Source organism: Escherichia sp. 94.0001 (genome assembly GCF_013369155.2).
Lineage (GTDB): Bacteria > Pseudomonadota > Gammaproteobacteria > Enterobacterales > Enterobacteriaceae > Escherichia > Escherichia coli_F.
This window is the reverse complement of record NZ_JABWMS020000217.1, coordinates 1-655: the sequence shown is the minus strand read 5'-3', so window position 1 is coordinate 655 and position 655 is coordinate 1. Positions and strand designations below refer to the sequence as shown.

At 51.5% G+C, this 655-nt stretch carries 2 protein-coding genes; both read right to left on the bottom strand.

Features of this window, described 5'->3' with window-relative positions; all coding sequences use genetic code 11:
* Positions 1–118 (bottom strand): IS66 family insertion sequence element accessory protein TnpB (tnpB, locus tag HEN33_RS25330; RefSeq protein ID WP_000612613.1); only part of this gene is annotated, 118 nt, incomplete at its 3' end.
* The gene (gene tnpA / locus HEN33_RS25325) at positions 115–519 is read right to left on the bottom strand and encodes an IS66-like element accessory protein TnpA (RefSeq protein WP_000839179.1); all 405 of its coding nucleotides are present in this window, start codon (positions 517–519) and stop codon (positions 115–117) included. The genes tnpB and tnpA, both read right to left, overlap by 4 nt.
* Positions 520–655 lie beyond the last annotated feature (136 nt).

The following is a 655-nucleotide window of genomic DNA, read 5'->3' as shown; positions in this document are numbered from 1 at the left end:
ACATCGGATCGTCTTTCAGCGTCGTCTGCACCTTTGCCGCCAGGCCGTTGAAGCCGTTTCTCATATCGGTGATGCCAGCGACCAGCCAGATCTTTGTCCCTGATGGTAATGGGATCAACGTTTGAGCTCCCGTATCAGCAGGTTCAGGATATTTTCGCTGATGGCACCATTCAGACGGAGTGATCCGTGCCGGAACGTCACTTCACAGCTGATATTGAGTGATTCAGGTGTCGCAGCAGCTACAGGTTGTGACCGGGGGGAGGTTGTAGGGACAACATCTTCGGCATCAAGTGTTATCGGGAGCAGCTCAGGCACGTTGTTTTCTGTTGTTGAAGGAGGACGTAGTTTTCCTTCGCGCCAGTACTGGCGCCACTTGAACAGCAAATTATCGTTGATCCCATGCTCACGAGCGAGTTGCGCTACGGAGATCTCTGGTCGATGCGAGAGTTCAACCATTTTGATTTTGAACTCAACGGGATAATTAGGGCTTTTTTTACGCACTGCGGTTAATGATTTCATGGATAGCGTCCACCATATTTGGTGTCCACTATTCTCTCAGGAATTTCAGGATCTGCCAGACGGTGCTGAGACGACGCTTACGAGCCGGAGGCGTATTTTCGTATTGCACCGGAAGACTGGCTGCGGGCAGAGATGC

Excerpts from the sequence above, each read along its gene's own strand:
- tnpA (WP_000839179.1), bottom strand. The coding sequence starts at position 519 with ATGAAATCATTAACCGCAGTGCGTAAAAAAAGCCCTAATTATCCCGTT.